Origin of the sequence: Sphingobium sp. UBA5915 (assembly GCF_002431195.1) — a bacterium.
GTDB lineage: Bacteria > Pseudomonadota > Alphaproteobacteria > Sphingomonadales > Sphingomonadaceae > Sphingobium > Sphingobium soli.
In genome coordinates, this window is record NZ_DJDV01000032.1 from 23,229 (window position 1) to 38,777 (window position 15,549).

The 15,549-nt window shown below is 63.1% G+C and carries 10 protein-coding genes and 2 pseudogenes; 6 read left to right on the forward strand and 6 right to left on the reverse strand.

Annotated elements, in window-relative coordinates; all coding sequences use genetic code 11:
* Positions 1 to 4: 4 nt before the first annotated feature.
* From maiA to B2V90_RS04560, 5 genes are read right to left on the reverse strand one after another with little or no spacing between them, the layout of a single operon-like run.
* Positions 5 to 640, reverse strand: a complete 636-nt coding sequence (gene maiA / locus B2V90_RS04540; RefSeq protein ID WP_017183913.1) for a maleylacetoacetate isomerase — start codon at positions 638 to 640, stop codon at positions 5 to 7.
* Positions 633 to 1,328: a fumarylacetoacetate hydrolase family protein gene (locus tag B2V90_RS04545; protein ID WP_228220387.1), complete on the reverse strand. Its 696-nt coding sequence runs from the start codon at positions 1,326 to 1,328 to the stop codon at positions 633 to 635. Before B2V90_RS04545 ends, maiA begins: the two co-directional genes overlap by 8 nt.
* Positions 1,325 to 2,389: a gentisate 1,2-dioxygenase gene (gene gtdA, locus B2V90_RS04550; RefSeq protein WP_107123314.1), complete on the reverse strand. Its 1,065-nt coding sequence runs from the start codon at positions 2,387 to 2,389 to the stop codon at positions 1,325 to 1,327. Before gtdA ends, B2V90_RS04545 begins: the two co-directional genes overlap by 4 nt.
* Before the next feature lie 10 nt (positions 2,390 to 2,399).
* Entirely contained in the window at positions 2,400 to 4,094 is a 1,695-nt protein-coding gene (locus B2V90_RS04555) for a glycoside hydrolase family 3 protein (protein ID WP_228220388.1), read from the reverse strand.
* Between the two features lie 59 nt (positions 4,095 to 4,153).
* The gene (locus B2V90_RS04560) at positions 4,154 to 6,529 is read right to left on the reverse strand and encodes a TonB-dependent receptor (RefSeq protein WP_293919915.1); all 2,376 of its coding nucleotides are present in this window, start codon (positions 6,527 to 6,529) and stop codon (positions 4,154 to 4,156) included.
* A 263-nt stretch (positions 6,530 to 6,792) separates the two neighbouring features.
* Between B2V90_RS04560 and B2V90_RS04565 the strand changes: the two genes are divergently transcribed.
* The 5 genes from B2V90_RS04565 (at position 6,793) to B2V90_RS04585 (ending at position 14,329) form a co-directional block, all read left to right on the forward strand.
* Positions 6,793 to 8,130 (forward strand): spinster family MFS transporter, encoded by a 1,338-nt coding sequence (locus tag B2V90_RS04565; RefSeq protein ID WP_293919918.1) that lies wholly within the window; start codon positions 6,793 to 6,795, stop codon positions 8,128 to 8,130.
* A gap of 28 nt (positions 8,131 to 8,158) precedes the next feature.
* Positions 8,159 to 9,643, forward strand: coding sequence for a sulfatase family protein (locus B2V90_RS04570; protein ID WP_228220391.1), 1,485 nt, complete (start codon positions 8,159 to 8,161; stop codon positions 9,641 to 9,643).
* Between the two features lie 86 nt (positions 9,644 to 9,729).
* Positions 9,730 to 11,460 carry a sulfatase family protein gene (locus tag B2V90_RS04575; RefSeq protein ID WP_228220392.1) on the forward strand — a complete coding sequence of 577 codons (1,731 nt, stop codon included), beginning with the start codon at positions 9,730 to 9,732 and terminating at the stop codon, positions 11,458 to 11,460.
* Complete coding sequence (locus B2V90_RS04580; protein ID WP_228220393.1) at positions 11,457 to 13,352, forward strand: sulfatase-like hydrolase/transferase; 1,896 nt, start codon at positions 11,457 to 11,459, stop codon at positions 13,350 to 13,352. Before B2V90_RS04575 ends, B2V90_RS04580 begins: the two co-directional genes overlap by 4 nt.
* 59 nt (positions 13,353 to 13,411) lie before the next feature.
* Positions 13,412 to 14,329, forward strand: a complete 918-nt coding sequence (locus tag B2V90_RS04585) for a formylglycine-generating enzyme family protein (protein WP_228220557.1) — start codon at positions 13,412 to 13,414, stop codon at positions 14,327 to 14,329.
* Between the two features lie 298 nt (positions 14,330 to 14,627).
* Here B2V90_RS04585 and B2V90_RS23115 read toward each other — a convergent pair.
* Positions 14,628 to 14,846: pseudogene (locus tag B2V90_RS23115) on the reverse strand (ATP-binding protein); the annotation flags it as partial.
* On the opposite strand from B2V90_RS23115, the pseudogene B2V90_RS04595 reads away from it, so the two are divergent.
* A pseudogene (locus B2V90_RS04595) lies at positions 14,842 to 15,479 on the forward strand (IS3 family transposase); the annotation flags it as partial. The pseudogenes B2V90_RS23115 and B2V90_RS04595 sit on opposite strands and share 5 nt — an antisense overlap.
* Positions 15,480 to 15,549 lie beyond the last annotated feature (70 nt).

The window sequence follows — 15,549 nt, forward strand, 5'->3', positions numbered from 1 at the left end:
ATCCTTACTCGGCGTCTGGCTGGCGATCGGGCCGCGCGGCGGCAAAGGCGGGCAAGGCGTTGCAGGCCGCTTCCACAGCCTCGATCCGGGGAAAATCCGTGCGCGCGCCAAAGCGACGGGCATTGCCCAGTTGCGGGATCAGGACGATGTCGGCCAGCGTCACCTGATCGCCGAAACAATATGGCCCTTCCCGATCGGCAATCAGCCGCGAACAGGCTTCAAGCCCGGTCTCGATCACCTCGCGCGCCCAGCCCTGCACAGCGTCCTCATCCAGTCCGCGCGCTGCCAGCATGCGCAGGATCTTGAGGTTCTGGACCGGGTGAATATCGCATGCAACGGCCTGGGCGAACCCCCGCACGGTCGCCCGCATCAGCGGGTCGGCGGGCAATAGCGGCGGATCGGGATAACATTCGTCCAGATATTCGCAGATGGCCATGCTTTGCGTCAGCACCGTGCCGTCCACTTCCAGGGCTGGCACCAGCCCCTGCGGGTTGATCGCCATATAGGCGTCGGACCGCTGCTCGCCCGCACGCAGGCGATAGGTGCGATCCGACCATGTCAGGCCCTTAAGTCCCATGGCGATCCGCACGCGCCAGGACGCGGAGGATCGCCAGAAGCCGTGCAGGATCATGTCAGTCATGGGCGACCGGCGTGATTATGACCTTGGTATCGGCAAGGCCGTCGATCGACACGATGATTTCATCGCCCGGCACGACCGCGCCGACGCCAGCTGGCGTCCCTGTGTAGATGAGGTCGCCCGGCTCCAGCCGATAGGCGCGCGAGAGGAAGGCGATGAGTTCAGACACCGGATGAATCAGGTCGGCAAGGTCGGCCTGCTGCTTCACCTCGCCATTGACGGTCAGGCGAATGGCGCCGGTCGACAATTCCCCGGTCTCGCTGATCGGGTGGAGCGTGCCGAGCGGGGAGGATTGCTCGACATTCTTGCCCGCGTCCCACGGACGCCCCTTGGCGCGCGCGTCGAGCTGAAGGTCGCGGCGGGTCATGTCGAGGCCGGTGGCATAGCCATAGATATGGTCGACCGCCTTGTCGGCGGGAATGTCGCGACCGCCCTTGCCGATGGCGACGACCAGTTCGGCTTCATAATGATAGTTGCCGGTCATCGTCGGGTAGGCGATGGGACCGCTGGGCACGACCGTTTCGGCCCATTTGGTGAAGTAGAAGGGTGCTTCGCGATCCACCTCGACGCCCATTTCCTTGGCATGATCGGCATAGTTGCGGCCGATGCAGAAAATGCGGCGGACGGGGAAATCATGGCCGTCGCTCGTCGGGGCCAGAACGGGCGACTGAGGGTCGAACAAGAGGGTCAATGGTTGCACTCCCGGTAGAGGTCGAGCTTCATCTGTGAAGCCTTGTCGGAATAGCCGAACAATATCGTCTGCGAATGCGCCTGGAAGCGGTAGGGAACCCAGGATGGTATGACAACCATGTCGCGCGCGCCCAGCCGGATTTCCTGATCGCCCAGTTCCAGCGTCGCTTCGCCTTCGACCAGCACGAACACCGTGCCGTCGGTCGCCTGCCGCGTCCTGGTTTCAAAACCTGCGGGGAGCAGGCGGACATGCGCGGAAATGGTCGAAAGGATGGGGCCGCCATCGGCGGGGTTCAGAAATTCCAGCGCATGGCCGAAATGCGGGTCGATCTCGGCGCTCGACGCCATCGCATCCAGCGCGGGCCGCCAATCGGCATAGCGATAATGAAACAGCGGGCGCGCGCTGGGGCGACGGTCCGCCAGGCTCCCGCGCAACGGGCGCATATTGTGGCCATATCGGGTCAGCGTGTCGCCGGCCGGCACCGTTTCGGGATGGGCCGCGACATCCAGCCGCTCGGCAAAGCTGGCGTCGAACAGGCGGACGGTGGGAATGTCCAGCCCGTCGAGCCAGATCATCGGCTGGTCGGTCTGGTTGCCGTGGTCGTGCCACTGCCCCGCAGGCGTCAGCACCAGGTCGAAAGGCTGCATGACCGCTTTTTCCCCGTCCAGCGCAGTGAAGGCCCCGCTGCCTTCCATCACGAAGCGCAGCGCATTCTGGGAATGCCGGTGGCACGGCGCGACCTCGCCCGGCAGGATCAGCTGCAATCCGGCGTACAGGCTGGGGGTTATGGCGGACAGGCCGCCAAGGCCCGGATTTTCCAGGATGAGCACGCGGCGCTCCGCCTGTTCGGCGCTGATGATGTCGCCCGCGCGCATCAAATGGTCGCGCACCTCGTCATAGCTCCACCGCCAGGGCTTGGCCGGGGACTGCGGCTCGGCCAGGACCAGCGCATGCAGGCTTTCCCACAGCGGCAGCAGCCCTTTGGGGGCCATGGCGGCATATAGCGCCTCCAACTGGGCGCGCTGATCGTTGGCGCCGTGACCCTGGGACATGACCGTCATATCGCTCTCCTTACCAACGCAACTGTTCCTGCCCGCAAAATGGATCAACGGGACTGACGCCGGTGAAGGGCGCTTCGCCGGTCAGCCGACGCACTGTTTCGCGCAGCACCGGCTCGATCGCGCTGTAGGCGTTGACGCATGTTTTCATATGCGGGGCATCATATAGATAATAGGGCTGCCCGAACGACAGCAGCGCGGTCGGGATTTCCTGCGCGAACTGGCTCATCGCCTTGCGATTGGACCCGTGCAGCTTCACCAGATCCAGGAAGATGTGCGCCGCGCTGGGCGTCGCCTCCTGCCCGACCAGATAGAGGACAAGATCGGTGTCCTCGCGCGTCGGCCACTGGTCCACGTCCAGCATCCGCGGCTCGAAGCCGCGGGCGCGCAATTCGTCGAGAACCGGGCCATAGCCGCGCGACAAGGCGCCGTCCCAGAAGCTGAACCCTTCTTCCGCGACGATGACGACGCGGCGATGCGTCGCGGGCGCCAGCGGCAACAGCGATTGCGTATCCTTGACCAGCGTGATGCTCTGCCCGGCGGCCTGCAACGCGGCGACGCGATGGTCGGGCGTCTGCAAGGCGTCCCGCATCGCCTCGATCGGCATCATCCGCTCCGCCGGATCGATCCGGTGCAGCCCCAGCCGCGCCTTCAGCGTCAGAATGCGGGTCACCGCCTCATACAGGCGGCCTTCGGACAAACGGCCATTGCGCAGGCCATCGAGCATGAAGCCATAATCTCTCTGCGGCGCGCGGCTGAACAGGAACATGTCGCAGCCATTCTCGATCACCGCCGGCACCGTCTCGGATCGCTCCATCCAACCGGTCAGCCCGCCCATGCCGGTCGCGTCCGACACGATCAGGCCTTTAAAGCCCAGTTCCTCGCGCAGCAGGCGCTGGTTCAGCAGGTGCGACACGGTCGCGGGCTGGAACGCCTCGCGCCCCGCGTCCGGCAAATGCGCGCGGATATAGGCGGGAAAGGCGATATGGGCGGACATGACCGTCATCACCCCTTGCCCGATCAGCTGGCCGTAGATGCGGCCGAACAGTGCGTACCATTCATCAACCGACAGCGGATTGACGCTGGTGACCAGATGCTGGTCCCGGTCGTCGAAACCATCGCCCGGCCAGTGTTTGAGGCAGGCGGCAACGCCTTCTTCCTGCAAGGCGCGGATATAGACGCTGGCCTGCGCCAGCACATTTTCCGGGCGCGAGCCGAAGGATCGCGTGCCCACGATCGCGCTGCGGAATGCATGGTTGATGTCCACCACCGGGCCAAAGGACCAGTCATAGCCCAGCACCCGGCTTTCCCGCGCGACCAGCCGGGCAATGGCCTCTGTCGTCGCCAGATCGTCGCACGCCGCAATGCCCATGATATTGGGAACGGTCGTGGCGAAAGGATAGCTGATCGTGCCCCCTTCTATATCGCCGGTAAAGACCGGCGGCACCACCGCCTGCTCGATCGCGTGGACGGACGCGGCGCGGAACGCGGAGAGGTCGTTCCGGGGAAAACGGTTGATGCCGCCGGGCTTGAGCGCCAGGAGCGGGCCTAGCTCCTCGGCGCTGTCCTGTGACGTTGAAAAGATGAAGAGTTGCCCGATCATCTCCTCGATGCTCATGGCGTCACGCGTGCGCTCCACCCATGTGCGTGCTTGCTCGTCGATGGAGAGCGGTTCTGTCATGGGCGGCGTGAGACTGTCCAGGAGCATGCTGTACCCTAAAAAAGGAGTGGAGGAGCCGGACGCGCATCGCCCGGCTCCCGGCCCGATCAGAAGCGCGCGCTAAAGGTTGCCCCGAAGTAGCGGCTGCTGTCCTTGTTATAGGTGCCCACCAGATCCAGCGGATTTGCCACGGTCGACATGATGGAGTTGTGACCGATGTTCGTCAGGTAATTTTCGTCGAACAGGTTTTTCACGAACAGCGTCACGCCATAGCGGCGGTCGGACGTGGTAACGCCCACCGTCGCGTCGACCAGCGTGTAGGCCGGCTGGATCGTGAGCGGATCGAGTTCCGACGAGAAGAACTGCGCGCTGGTGAAGTTGGCGCTGACCTGTGCGAAGGCGTTGAAATTGCCGCCTTCATAGTCATAGCGCGGCGTCACGCCGATGCGCCAGTCGGGGCTTGCCTGCAACGGACGGTTGCGCAGATTCTGCTGCGGCGTGGCGCCGGGCGCCGTGCGATAGCAGATGTTGATCGGCGTGCCGCTCAGCACGGGCGCTGCTGCCTGAAGCTGCAATGCGCAGTTGAGGCCGTCAATGTTGATACGCGACTGCGCATAGGTCACGGCGGCATTGACCGAGAAGGAGTCGGACGGGCGCAGCGTGGCTTCGACTTCGAAACCGCGGCTGCGCGACGAACCGGCGTTGGTGGTCACGAACTGGATGATGCCGGTGGTGGGGTCGGACCGGTTGGCCTGCACCTGAAGGTTGGAATAGTCGGCCTGGAACAGGGCGGCCGAGATGCTCAGCTTACGGTCGGCCGTGCTGCCCTTGAAGCCGATTTCATAGGCGTTCACGTGCTCAGGCTGAATGGCCTTCTGGTTGGCCAGATCGCCGCCAATCTCCATTTCATAGCCCAGCCCCTTATAGCCGCGCGTGTAGCTGGCATAGACCTGTGCATTGCGGCTGAATTCATATTGCAGGCCCGCCTTGCCGGTGACGGCGGTGTCGTTGGCGGAGAAGGTGCCGCTGCGGGGCGGGTTTCCGGGGAAAATCGCGTCACCCGCGACGATCGGCGCAATGCGATAGCCGCTGTTGGTGCCCTTTTCATACTGCACGCGGATGCCGCCGATGGCGCGCAGCCCACCGACGATGCGATAGTCCGCCTGGCCGAACGCGGCGATGCTGTCCTGCTTCAGCCGGATGCGGCTGGCCGACGACTGCCAGACGATGTTGGCGGGCGCGCAGGGCTGGCCCACGACACCGGCGGTGCAACGCGCGCGGCGACGGTCGAAGGGGCGCAGGATATCGCTGTGCATGTAGAAGATGCCCGCGACATAGTTGAGGTCGGAATTGCCGTTGTTGGCGATGCGCAGTTCCTGCGACCAGCCCTTCAGGTCGACCGTGCCGTGGTTCTGGTTCCAGAAGGTATAGGGCGCGAAGGCCGGCGTTCCCAGAAAGATGGGCGAGGTTGCGGGAATGCGGTCGATCGGCTGGTTCACATCCAGATCATATTTCTGAAACGCGCTGATCGAAGTGATCGTGGCGCTGCCAAGATCCCAGTCGGCCTGCAACGAATAGGTCTGCGCCTTGCTGTTCGCATAGGTTTCGGTGTCGTCGTTGATCTCGCGATTCTCGCGCGACGCGTTGATCGGCCCGACGATCGACTGGAGCACCGGGTTGCGAATCTGGATCAGCGTGGAGGCGCAGCAATCGGCGTCCGTCTTGCGATATTCGCCGGCCAGCAGCAGGGTCAGGCTGTCGGTGGCGTCCCATTCCAGCTTGCCGCGCACGCCCCAGCTCTTCGACCCGTTCGTCCACTTGTTGGTGGCAAGGTTGCGGGTGATGCCCTGGACGTCGCTGTAGAAGCCGGAAACGCGGGCGCGCAGCGTGTCGGTGATCGGACCCGAAACGGTGCCGCGGGCGCGATATTCATTATGCTCGGCAATGGTGATGTCGCCCTTGCCCTCAAAGTCACGCGACGGGCGCGCCGTCGTCACGCTGATGACGCCGGCCGACGCATTCTTGCCGAACAAGGTGCCCTGCGGGCCGCGCAGCACTTCGACCCGCTCCACATCGGCGAGTTCGGAAAAGCCCTGCGCCGAACGCACGGCGACGACGCCATCGACGACGACCGAAACCGAAGGCTCAACGCCTTGGCCAAACAACGCCGTACCGACGCCGCGAATACGGAAGCTGGTGTTGGTGGGGTTGGCACCCTGCTGGAACGAGAGCGAAGGCACGGCCTGGACTAGCGAGTTGGTGTCGTTGATCTGACGCGATGCCAGCGTGTCCGCGCCCACGGCGGTAACGGCCAACGGCACGTCCTGCAGACGCTCGGCGCGTTTTTGCGCAGTGACCACGATTTCGCCCGGCTCATTCTCAGGCACTGCCTGGTCCTGCGCCGCGACAGGCATGGCCAGCATCGCCATGCCAATGGCCAGGGCGGAGGCCGCCGGAATTAACGTGTACTTATAACTGGCCACTTCAGATCCCCTCATGTTTAGATTTTTGACGTCAACGGTTTGGCGACTTGGAACCAGATCCGTGAGTCGTTTCGATGTACCGCTAAATGTCTTTTTGAGGAGATTGTCAATCGGCTTTCGCATGTCTTCCCCCATATGCATGCCGCCCGCCTACCAGCCTCACGCCCAGTAAACGGGGGTTAGAGTATCCGTCCGGTAACGCCGATATTGACAGCAGGTCCGATACAAGCTTTGTAGCGTTACATATTCGTGGAGGGGTTGAAATGGCGGAGTCGACGACAACAGACACGTGGCCATCATCGCGTCAGGCGTGGTTCGCGGCGTTCATGCTTGCCGCTGCCAATACATTCGCCTTTGTCGACCGGCAGGCTCTCGCGCTTCTGGTACAGCCCATAAAGGAAGATTTGCAGGTCAGCGACACCGCGATGAGCCTGCTTTACGGCCTCAGCTTCACCATGTTCTACGTGCTGGTCGGCATTCCGGTCGCGCGGCTGGCGGATCGGGCCAACCGCCGCAATATCGTTGCCGCCGCCATCTTCATCTGGAGCCTCGCGACCGCCCTGTGCGGCCTCGCTCGCAGCTTCGGCATGTTGTTCATCGCCCGGATCGGCGTGGGCGCGGGCGAAGGGGGGCTCAGCCCCGCCGCCTACTCCATCCTGTCCGATTATTTCCCCAAGCACCGGCTGCCCGCGGCCATGGGCGTCTATCAGATGGGCATCTATGTCGGAGGGGCGGCGGCGTTGCTGCTTGGGGGGCTGCTCGCAACGGTCGTGCCGCCATCCAGCATCGTGAACGTGCCGCTGATCGGCGAGACCAAAGGCTGGCATATCGCGTTTCTGATGCTCGGCCTGCCCGGCCTGTTGCTCTCTGCGCTCATGCTGCTTGTCCCTGAACCCCCGCGCCGGGGCGAAGGCGTCCATGCGCCCAGCCCGCCCTTTCCGGTGCTGTTCGCGCACCTCGCGCGACACTGGCAGGCCTATGTCGGCATCAGCCTGGGCTTCGCGCTGATGATCCTGGTCGGCAATGCGACGGGCGCGTGGATCCCCGCTTTCCTTGAGCGCAAATTCGGGCTGACGACCGCGCAGATTGGCGGCCTCTATGGCACGATTACGGCGGTCTGCGGCGTAAGCGGAACGCTGATCGGCGGCTTTGCGGCCTCGGCATTGCGGCGGCGCGGGATCGCGCGCGGCAATCTCTATGCCGCCCTGTTCGGCTTCATCAGCCTGATCCCGGTGACCATATTGTTCCCCCAGATGCCGACCGCGGCCCTGTCGCTCGCGCTGATCGGTGCGATGAACTTTCTCGCAGGGTTCAATTTCGGCGGTGGTCTTGCCGCCTTGCAGGAAATCACCCCCAACCGCATGCGGGCGTCGGTATCGGCGGGCTATATGCTGATCGTCAATCTGATCGGCGCGGCTGGCGGGCCGTTCGCCATCGCGCTCGTCACCGATTATTGGTACGGCGATCCGCAGGCTTTGCCCGCCGCCATCACGCTGGTCTGCGCCATCGCCTCGCCGCTGTCGGTCGCCGCCCTGCTGCTGGGCATGCGGGGCTATGGCCGCGCCATCGCCGCCTCCGCCGACGCCGTCCTGCCCGCCTGACATCGCTTCGCAAGAAAGGGTCCACCCGATGGTCCAGCGCCCCCGCCGCCCCCTCGCCTCGTTGCTGCTGGCCGCCAGCGCCCTGACCTTCGGGCTGGGCGCGCCGACGACGACCGGGATCACCGCGACCGCCCAGCCGACACCTGCCAGGAACGTGGCGGCGGCACGACCCAATGTCGTAATCATCCTGGTGGACGATCTCGACTGGGCGGACGTGTCAACCTACGGCCGTCGCGATGCGCCGACCCCGAACATAGACCGGATCGCGCAATCGGGCGTCGCCTTTTCGGACGCCTATGTGGCGGCGTCGGTATGCGCGGTCAGCCGGGCGGCCCTGTTGACCGGCCGCATGCCCCAGCGTTTTGGTTTCACCTATAATATCAATGATAAAGGCGATAAGGGCGCTGGCCTGCCCGTCGATCAGAAGACGCTGGCCGACCGCCTGCGCCCGCTTGGCTATCGCGCCGCTGCCTTTGGCAAATGGCATCTGGGGTCGGACCCGCAATTCTATCCCACGCGGCGCGGCTTCGACGAATTTTTCGGCTTCCTGGCCGGGGAAACCAATTATGTCGATCCCGCCACGCCCGGCATCGTCACCACCCCGACCAAAGAGGATAAATATGAAATCGGCCCCCGCACCGGCAATCATGCCATGGTGGAAGGCCCGGACGCGCGCCCGGCGGACGATTTCTCGCGCTATCTGACCAACCAGATCACCGATCGCGCGGTCGATTTCATCACCCGCGCCACGGCGGACAAGAACAGCCCGTTTTTCGCCTATGTCGCCTATAACGCCCCGCATTGGCCGTTGCAGGTGCCGCAAAGCTATTATGACCGGTTCGCGCACATCAAGGATCCGGTGCGCCGCACCTATGTCGCGATGATTGCGGCGATGGACGATGGCGTGGGACAGATACTAGATACGCTGGAAAAGCGCGGCGTGCGGGACAATACGATGGTCCTGTTCCTGTCCGATAATGGCTGCCCGCATCGCTTCGGCTTTTGCAATCCCGACCATCCCTTCGGCGCTGGCAAATTCACCTATCTGGAGGGCGGGGTACGGGTGCCCTTCGTATTTTCATGGCCCGCCGGCCTCAAGACCCGCGGCATCAGCGCTAGCCCAGTTTCCTCGCTCGACATTGCGGCAACGGTGCTGCGCGCCGCAGACCCGGCCCATGCCCTGCCCAGGGAACTGGAAGGGCATGACCTGGTGACGACCGCGCGCAAGCCACAGCCCGACCGTCTGCTGGTCTGGGGGCAGGAGCCGGTCTATGCCGCGCGGCAGGGCGACAAGAAAGTCTGGCTCTCGCGCGACTGGAACCAGTCGCATCTTTACGATCTGAAAGCCGATCCCGCCGAAGAGCAGGATCTGTCGGCCAGGGATCCAAAGAATGACAAGCGACTGAAAGGCGCGATCGAGCGTTATCGCACATCGCTCCCCGCCCCGTTGTGGAAGCTCCATTCCACCCGCAAGGTGACGGTGAACGGGCGGGAGACGGAGATGGTCTATTGATGGACGGGCCGTTTCAGGGCCATTCCCGGCGTCATCGGGACGCCAGCCTATTGTATCCAGTTAAAGCAGATTGAGAGGATCGCGCTGTGTCGAACAACAAGAAATGGGCACCCACGCTGCGCCGCGCGCTGACGGGCGCAGCCTGCATCATCGCCTGCTCCTTCACGGCGCCCGCCTCGATCGCCGCCGCGCCCAAAAAAGCCGCAACCGCCCCTGCCCAGCAGCAGCAGCGCCCCCGCAACATCATTTTCGTGCTCGTGGATGACCTGCGCTATGACGGCATGGGCTTCCTTCAGCCGGGGCTCCTCAAGACGCCGAACATCGACCGCATGGCAAAGGAAGGCAGCTATTTTCCCAACGCCGTCGTCACCTCATCGCTATGCAGCCCCAGCCGCGCGACCATCCTGACCGGGCAAACCGCGCGCAACCACGGCATCGTCGACAATAATGACAGCAGCGAAGCAGACCTCACTTACTTCCCCAGCTATTTGCAGCAGACCGGCTACAACACCGCCTTCTTCGGCAAATGGCATATGGGCAGCGAAACCGACGGCCCGCGCCCCGGCTTCGACAAATGGGTCAGCTTCAAAGGGCAGGGCAATTACTGGCCGGCAAAGGCGGAAAGCGCGCATAGCTCCCCCAACCTCAATGTCGATGGCAAGCCGGTGCCGCAGCAGGGCTATATCACTGACGAACTGACCGACTATGCGATGAACTGGCTGCAGAAGGAGCGCGATCCCAAAAAGCCCTTCTTCCTCTATCTCAGCCACAAGGGCGTCCATTCCGACCCCCTGCCCCCGCCGCGCTACGCGCATCAATATGACAAGGCGCGCTTCACCCTGCCCGCCAGCGCGGCAAACACGCCCCAGAATAATGAAGGCAAGCCGGTATGGGTGCGCAACCAGCGCAACAGCTGGCACGGCATCGACTTTTTCTACAATGCCGACGTGCCGATGACCGAATATCTCAAATATTATTACGGCACGCTGTCGGCGATCGACGACAGCCTTGGCCGGATCATGGACTATCTGCGCAAGAATGGACTGGACAAGGATACGCTGGTCGTTTTCACGTCCGACAATGGCTATATGGTCGGCGAACATGGGCTGATCGACAAGCGCAACGCCTATCAGGCGTCGGTGCGCGTGCCGCTGCTGGTGTGGGAACCGGGCACGATCCCGGCGGCTACGGTCAATGAAGGCCGCATCCGCAATCTCGATTTCGCCCCGACCTTCCTCGACGTCGCGGGCGCGGCCCGCCCCGAACAGTTTGAAGGCAAGAGCGCATGGGCGCTGTGGGAAGGCAAGCAGGCCGCCAAGGACTGGAAGCCGGGCGATTTCGTCTATGAATATTATTGGGAATATAATTTCCCGATGACGCCGGGCACCTTCGCCATCGAACGCGACAATGTGAAATATATCCAATATTACGGCGTCTGGGACACGGACGAACTGTATGATCTCAACACCGACCCGGACGAGATGCATAATCTCGTCAACGATCCGGCCTGGGCCGCGAAGAAACAGGAATTGCGCGTCGCGCTCTACCAGCAGCTTGCCGACCGCAATGGTCGCCACAACATTCCCTACAGCGCGCGCCTGTCGATCGGCGCGGTGCGACGCGATATTGACGGTCCGCGCGCGGCCGATTTCCCCGCTGACTGGTATGTGAAGCCCAACCCGGTCGACCGGCTCGATCCGATCCTGCCCGACAGCCCGGCCAAGCTCAAGGCGCAGGCCGCTGGCAAGCCGCTCATCTACACCCCGCCGCTCAGCGAAGAATTGACGCGCCAGGTCCAGGGAAGCGCCAAGCCATGACTCATGACATCTCCCGTCGCACCATATTGGGGTCAGCCGCTGGCCTCGCCGCTGCCGCAGGATCAGGCGCGCTGGCAAAGCCCGCCAAGGGTGAGCGCCCCAATATCCTGTGGATCGTGAGCGAGGATAATAATCCCTATATCGGCGCCTATGGCGACCGGCTGGCCCATACGCCCACGATTGACGGGCTGGCGAAAAAGGGTCTGTTGTACCGCAACGTCTATTCCAACGCGCCGGTCTGCGCGCCTTCGCGCTTTGGCATCCTGACCGGCGTCTATCCCGAAAGCTGCGCGCCTGCGAACCAGATGCGCGCCGTGGCAAAGCTTCCCAGGGACTTCCGCACCTATCCCGAACTGATGCGGGCGGCTGGCTATTTCTGCACCAACAACGCCAAGACCGACTATAATTGCGATGTCGATCCCAAGGCGATCTGGGATGGAGAAGGCAAGGCGGCGCACTGGCGCGCGCGCACTGACAGGACGCAGCCCTTCATGGCCGTGTTCAACTATGAAACCACCCATGAATCCCGCCTGTTCAGCCCCACGCCTGGGCGCGTGACGCCGGACATGGTGACGCTGCCGCCCTTCCTGCCCGATACGCCGGGCATTCGGCAGGATTTCGCCAGCTATTATAACCTCATCGAAAAAATGGACGGCCAGCTGGCCGAACGGCTCGCCGAACTGGCGGCCGACGGGCTGGCCGACGATACGATCGTCTTTCATTATTCCGACAATGGCGGCGTCCTCGGCCGGTCCAAACGCTATTGCTATGATGAAGGCCTGCGGTGCGAAATGGTCGTCTATGTGCCGCCCAAATGGCGGCACCTGATGCCCGCCAAGCCGGGCAGCGAAGTCGCCACCCCGGTCAGCTTCATCGACCTTGCCCCCACCGTCCTGTCGCTCGCCGGCGTGGCCCAGCCCAAACAGATGCGCGGCAAGCCGTTCCTTGGGCCCAAGGCGCGGCCACAGGCCGTCGCGTTCGGCATGCGCAACCGCATGGACGAGCGGATCGATTTCCAACGCACCGTCACCGATGGCCGCTGGCGCTATATCCGCAACTATATGCCGCATCGTCCCTGGGGCCAGCATCAGGCGTTTGAATGGCTCGCCAAAGGCTATCAGGATTGGGAACAGGCGCATATCGACGGCACGCTGAACGCGGTGCAGGACCGCTTCTTCCAGACCAAGCCGTTCGAGGAACTGTACGACCTGTCGTCCGACCCGCACGAGATTAAGGATCTGGCGCGTGAACCGGCGCATGCCGCCACGCTCGCCAAATTCTCTCGGCTGCTCGACGAGCATATGATCGCCATCAACGACAATGGCTTCCTGCCGGAGGATATGAAGGGCGAAGGCTGGGAAGACTCGCGCAATCCCGCGCTCTACCCGCTCAAGGACGTCATGGCGCTTGCCCATTCCGCCGCCGCCGCCCGGCCCGACAATCTGCCGCAACTGCGCGCAGCGCTCGCCAGCCCGGTCGAGGTCATTCGCTATTGGGGCGCCATGGGCCTGCTGATCCATGGCGATGCGGCGCGTCCGGCCCAGGCCGACATGCTGGCCCGGCTGAAGGCCGAATCATCCCCCCATGTCAGCATCCAACTGGCCGAAGCCTTGGCCCGGCTGGGCGAAACGGCGGACTCGGTCCCGGCGCTCATCGCCTTGTGCGCGCCCTCGCAATCCTGGCAGGTCCGGCTCCATGCGATCAACGCGCTCACATTCATCGGCGAAGCGGCACGCCCTGCCCTCCCCATCGCAAAGGTGGCGGAAAGCGATCCCAAGCTCTATCTTGCCAATGCGGCCAAATATTTGCGGCTGACGATGAACGGCGAATATACGCCTTCGACGATCATTTTCGATCGGGAGGCGATGCGGGCGGCGGGTGGCCCTGGCTAGCCGACCATGGCCAGGCCGAACTGAGTGCAAGGACGATCGGGTTGACTGACAAGAACGGAATGCGGTGGATCGAAGGCGGTGCCTTTCAGATGGGATCGGTCAATTTCTATCCAGAAGAAGCGCCGGTACGCACCGTGCGGGTGGACGGCTTCTGGATCGACGAAACCCCCGTCACCAACCGGGAATTCGCCGCTTTCGTCGATGCGACCGGCTATCGCAGCTTCGCCGAAATTCCGCCCGACCCCCGCGACTATCCGGGCATGGACCCGGCGCTGGCGGTGGCCGGATCGCTGCTGTTCCAGCGGACGGCGGGGCCGGTCGATCTGGGCGACTACAGCCAGTGGTGGACGTTCAGCACCGGAACGGACTGGCGGCACCCGCATGGTCCCGACAGCAGCATCGCGGGGCTGGAGGATCATCCCGTGGTCCATGTCGCCTATCAGGATGTCGAAGCCTATGCCAAATGGGCGGGCAAGACCCTGCCCACGGAAGCGGAATGGGAATTTGCCGCGCGCGGCGGCATGGACGGGGTGGACTATGCCTGGGGCGACGAACTTGCGCCGGGCGGCGCCATGCTCGCCAATTACTGGCAGGGCGCCTTTCCCTACGGCAACACGCTGGAGGACGGCTATGAACGCACCTCGCCCGTGCGCAGCTATCCCGCCAATGGCTATGGCCTGTTCGACATGATCGGCAATGTCTGGGAATGGACGTCCGACTGGTACGGCCAGCCCCGGCTCGAACGCAAAAGCCGGGGCAGTTGCTGCGTTCCGGCCAATCCGCGCGGCGCGACGAAGCGCGAAAGCCTTGATCCCGCCGCGCCGGACATCGCGATCCCGCGCAAGGTGCTCAAGGGCGGATCGCATCTGTGCGCTGCCAATTACTGCCAGCGCTACCGCCCGGCCGCCCGCCACGCACAGGCGATCGACAGTTCGACGAGCCATATCGGATTTCGATGTATTTCTCGAACACCTTGAAATGAAGGTGTGTATAAAACCAAAATTAACTCGGCCGTTGGAAGTTCGTATCTTACACCGGATAAATAGGAAGACTTCCTATTTATCCGGTGGCTACCGTGCGTTGTGCATTATGGTTTGGGCTTAAATAAGTAAATAATCTTACTGTCTTCTGCCAGCCCCTCTCGTGCGGCATCTTAGTTTCCACTGGCCGGCATAGTGACTGTAGCGCGGCGATCTAGATGAGAAGTTTTCGTCAATCAACATGAACTGATCGTAGCTGTTTCCAGTGGTGTCAGCATTAATTGACGCTGGAAAGCTATTCGCAGGCTTGATTGTCACGGCGCGACATTTCCTTGAACTTAATTTTCATGAAGGTCGGTTGCCGCCTAGCGCGTGATTGTCGCTGGATCGCCGAGCGGCAGCGGCAGCTCTCGGCATTCATCTCGAAGATTGTCGCGTGGTGAGCGAGGCGATCCACGGCGGCGAGCGTCATGGCTGGATCGGGGAAGACCCGGTTCCATTCAACAAAAGGCTGTTCGGGCTACACACTGCTGGAATGGGCGAAGAAGTCTGAGGTCGACAGGGGCATGCGTGCCGGTGTGCCGACCGAGCTGGCTGACAGGCTCAAGGCATTTGAGCGAGAACCGTGAGCTGCGTCAGGCCAACGAGATCCTTCGCAAGTCTGCCGCATTCTGCCAATCGCCCCATCCGCCTATCATGAGCGTGTTGCACAGCGGCGGGATCCGACGCGCCTGTTCGGCGCGGGTGCGGCAGGATATAGCCCCCAAGGCTGAGATCGCGCGCTTGTTCGCCGAAAACTTCGGCATCGCGGCGTAAGGTCTGGCGACAGATGAACCGCGAACGCTTTGGCATCGCCCGATGCACGGTAGAACGGCTCATGCGCGACCTCGGCCTCCAAGGCGTAATCCGCAGCAAGCCGATGCGCACAACCATCGGCGACCAGGCGGCGGCTTGTCTGCTCGACCAGGTCAACCGACAGTTCCATGCGCCAGGGCGGAACATGCCTGTGGATCTCGGACTTCATCTACGTGGCGATCTGGGCTGGGTTCGTCTACGTCGCCTTCGTGATTAATGTTTACACCGCTACCTCGTCGGCTGGTAGGTAAGCAGGACAGCGCATGCCAGCTTCGTCCCGGATGCCCTGGAATAGGCGATCCATGATCGGCGGCCGGTCCAACATGGCGGCCTCATCAATTGTCAATCGGCGTGCAAACGGG

Coding starts and splice junctions, on each gene's coding strand:
- maiA (WP_017183913.1), bottom strand. CDS start 640: ATGACTGACATGATCCTGCACGGCTTCTGGCGATCCTCCGCGTCCTGG.
- gtdA (WP_107123314.1), bottom strand. CDS start 2,389: ATGACGGTCATGTCCCAGGGTCACGGCGCCAACGATCAGCGCGCCCAG.
- B2V90_RS04555 (WP_228220388.1), bottom strand. CDS start 4,094: ATGCTCCTGGACAGTCTCACGCCGCCCATGACAGAACCGCTCTCCATC.
- B2V90_RS04565 (WP_293919918.1), top strand. CDS start 6,793: ATGGCGGAGTCGACGACAACAGACACGTGGCCATCATCGCGTCAGGCG.
- B2V90_RS04570 (WP_228220391.1), top strand. CDS start 8,159: ATGGTCCAGCGCCCCCGCCGCCCCCTCGCCTCGTTGCTGCTGGCCGCC.
- B2V90_RS04580 (WP_228220393.1), top strand. CDS start 11,457: ATGACTCATGACATCTCCCGTCGCACCATATTGGGGTCAGCCGCTGGC.
- B2V90_RS04585 (WP_228220557.1), top strand. CDS start 13,412: ATGCGGTGGATCGAAGGCGGTGCCTTTCAGATGGGATCGGTCAATTTC.